We start from the raw sequence: 3135 nt of genomic DNA on the forward strand, positions 1-3135 counted from the left end.
CAGCCCGATGCGCACGTTCTCCATCACCGTCAGGTGCGGGAACACCGCCGAGATCTGGAACGAACGGATCACGCCGCGGCGCGCGATCTGCGCGGGCTTCTCGCGGGTGATGTCGATGCCGTTGAATACGATGGTGCCGGTGGTCGGCTCCAGGAACTTGGTGAGCAGGTTGAAGCAAGTGGTCTTGCCTGCGCCGTTAGGGCCGATCAATGCATGGATCGAGCCGCGGCGCACCTGTAGGTTGACGTCGCTCACCGCGGTGAACCCCTTGAACTCCTTGGTGAGGTTCCGCGTTTCCAGGATGGTTTCCTGCTGGTTCATGTCTCCTGCCCGCCCTTCGTTGTACGCCGGGTGATGCCCGGCACTGACTGATGGTCCGAACCGGCCTGTAGGCCCTGTGCCGCGTCCGTCAGGCACGTCCGTGGTCGCGGCGTGCTGCGGCGTCTTTGTCATGGCTGTGCGGGGCGGCTCCCGCCGGAGGACAGCGGCCAGCACAATGTGCAGCCCGCGCACCCTCCGAGGCGTCTATTGTGTGCGCCTGTTGCATCGCAAAACATCGGGGTTTGCACTATGAAACATGAACCAAGTGTCAGTTTTTTTGCAGGCGCACATGATCAGCAAACGCCACCTGGCGCCCCCATGCTTTCGCGCCCGATTTCCCATGCTGCGCACCCCGCGCCTGCCACCTTCAGGCGTTTTCCGCCGCGGCGAGTGGCGCTGGCGCCATCACTCCCGCTGCGCCCGCGCCGCGCCGGCGGTCTTCGCGGATCATGTCGCTGGCGCGCTCGGCAATCATGATGGTGGGCGAGTTGGTATTGCCCGAGGTGATCAGCGGCATCACCGAGGCATCGACCACGCGCAGCCCCTCGATGCCGAACACCCGCAGCCGGTTGTCGACCACTGCCATGCCGTCGTCGCCGCGTCCCATCTTGCAGGTGCCGACGGGATGGAAGATGGTGGTGCCGATGCTGCCGGCGGCTTCGGCCAGTTCTTCGTCGGTCTGGAACGCGGCACCCGGCAGGTATTCCTCGGGCTGGTACGGCGCCAGCGCCGGCGATGCCACAATGCGGCGCGTCAGCCGCAACGAATCGGCGGCGACACGCCGGTCTTCATCGGTCGACAGGTAGTTGGGCGCGATCACCGGCGCATCGCGGAAATCGGCGCTGCGCGCATGCACGCTGCCGCGCGACGTCGGCCGCAGGTTGCAGGCGCTGGCGGTGAAGGCATTGAACGCGTGCAGCGGATCGCCGAATTTGTCCAGCGACAGCGGCTGCACGTGGTACTCCACATTGGGCCGCGCCTGCGACGGATCCGAGCGCGCGAATGCGCCCAGCTGCGACGGCGCCATGCTCATCGGCCCGCTCTGGTTGAAGGCGTACTCGACGCCGATGCACAACTTGCCCCACAGGCTGGCGGCACGCGTGTTGAGCGTACGCACGCCATTGACCTTGACCACGGTGCGCAGCTGCAGGTGGTCCTGCAGGTTTTCACCCACGCCGGGCAAGGCGTGGCGTACCTCGATGCCGAGTGCGCGCAGCCGTTCCGGCTCGCCGATGCCGGACAGCTCCAGCAGCTGCGGCGTATTGACCGCGCCGGCGGAAAGGATGACTTCATGCCGCGCCGCCGCGGCATGCGGCTGCCCGCCACCGATGTATTGCACGCCAGTGCAGCGGCGCCCGTCGAAGGTAAGCGCGCTGACTTGCGCGCCGGTGACGATGGTCAGGTTCGGGCGCTCCGACGCGCGGCGCAGGAAGGCCTTGGCGGTGTTCCAGCGGATGCCGCGGCGCTGGTTCACTTCAAAGTAGCCGACGCCGAAGTTGTCGCCCTGGTTGAAGTCGTCGGTACGCGGGATGCCGGCTTGCTCCGCCGCATCGGCAAAGCGCTCGAGGATGTCCCAGCGCAGCCGCTGCGCTTCGACGCGCCACTCGCCGTGGGCACCATGGAATTCGCTTGGTCCGCGGTGGTGGTCTTCGCAGCGCTTGAACAGCGGAAGCACGTTGTCCCATTTCCAGCCGTCATCGCCGGACAGGCGGGCCCAGTCGTCGTAGTCTTCGCGCTGGCCGCGCATGTAGATCATGCCGTTGATTGACGAGCATCCGCCCAAGACGCGGCCGCGGGGGTAGCCAAGGGAGCGGCCGTTCAGGCCGGCCTCGGCTTCGGTGCGGTAGAGCCAGTCCGTGCGGGGGTTGCCGATGCAGTACAGGTAGCCTACCGGGATGTGGATCCAGTGGTAGTCGTCTTTGCCGCCAGCTTCCAGCAGGAGGACGTTGATGTCAGGGTCCTGGGTCAGGCGGTTGGCCAGGACACAGCCGGCTGAGCCGGCGCCAACGATGATGTAGTCGAATGTCTCCATGGCTTTCTTATGTTTGGAATGTGTGCTTTGCCTGCGGCTTGGCAGCAAAAACCAAAAACCAATCAAGACCTTACTTAGCCACCGGCATCGTAAATTCAGCCCCCTTGGCAATGGCATCCGGCCACCGCTGCATCACGCTCTTGTAGCGCGTATAGAACCGCACGCCTTCTTCGCCGTAGGCATGATGGTCGCCGAACAGCGAACGTTTCCATCCACCAAATGAATGCCAGGCCATAGGAACAGGGATGGGAACATTAATCCCGACCATACCAATCTGGATTTGCCGCGCAAACGCCCGTGCAATCCCGCCGTCGCTGGTGTAGCACGACACGCCGTTGCCAAACTCATGCGCATTGATCAACGCCACCGCCTCGGCAAAATCATGCACCCGCACTACCGACAAGACCGGTCCAAAAATCTCTTCCTTGTAGATGGTCATGTCGGGCTTCACATGATCGAACAACGTGCCACCGACGTAGAAGCCGTTTTCATGCCCTTCGACCTTGTGCCCCCGCCCATCGGTCACCAGCGTCGCGCCTTCTTCCACGCCCCTCGCGATATACCCCTCGACCTTGGCCTTGTGCGCCCCGGTCACCAGTGGACCCATTTCGGCGTCTGACTCCATCCCGTTACGGATCTTCAGCGCACGCGCCCGCTCCGCCAGCCGCGGCACCAGCTTGTCAGCAACGTCCCCCACCGCCACGGCAACGGAGATCGCCATGCAGCGCTCGCCCGCCGAGCCATAGGCCGCACCAATCAGCGCATCGACCGCCTGGTCCAGG

At 64.6% G+C, this 3135-nt stretch carries 3 protein-coding genes; all 3 read right to left on the minus strand.

Going from position 1 to position 3135, the window contains the following annotated elements:
• Positions 1-321 (minus strand): ATP-binding cassette domain-containing protein (locus E1J61_RS36195; RefSeq protein ID WP_133098565.1); only part of this gene is annotated, 321 nt, incomplete at its 3' end.
• A 367-nt stretch (positions 322-688) separates the two neighbouring features.
• Entirely contained in the window at positions 689-2353 is a 1665-nt protein-coding gene (locus E1J61_RS36200) for a GMC family oxidoreductase (protein ID WP_133098566.1), read from the minus strand.
• Between the two features lie 70 nt (positions 2354-2423).
• On the minus strand, positions 2424-3135 hold a 712-nt coding region (locus E1J61_RS36205; RefSeq protein ID WP_133093546.1), incomplete at its 5' end, for an aldehyde dehydrogenase family protein.

Source organism: Cupriavidus sp. L7L (genome assembly GCF_004353535.1).
Taxonomy (GTDB): domain Bacteria; phylum Pseudomonadota; class Gammaproteobacteria; order Burkholderiales; family Burkholderiaceae; genus Cupriavidus; species Cupriavidus oxalaticus_A.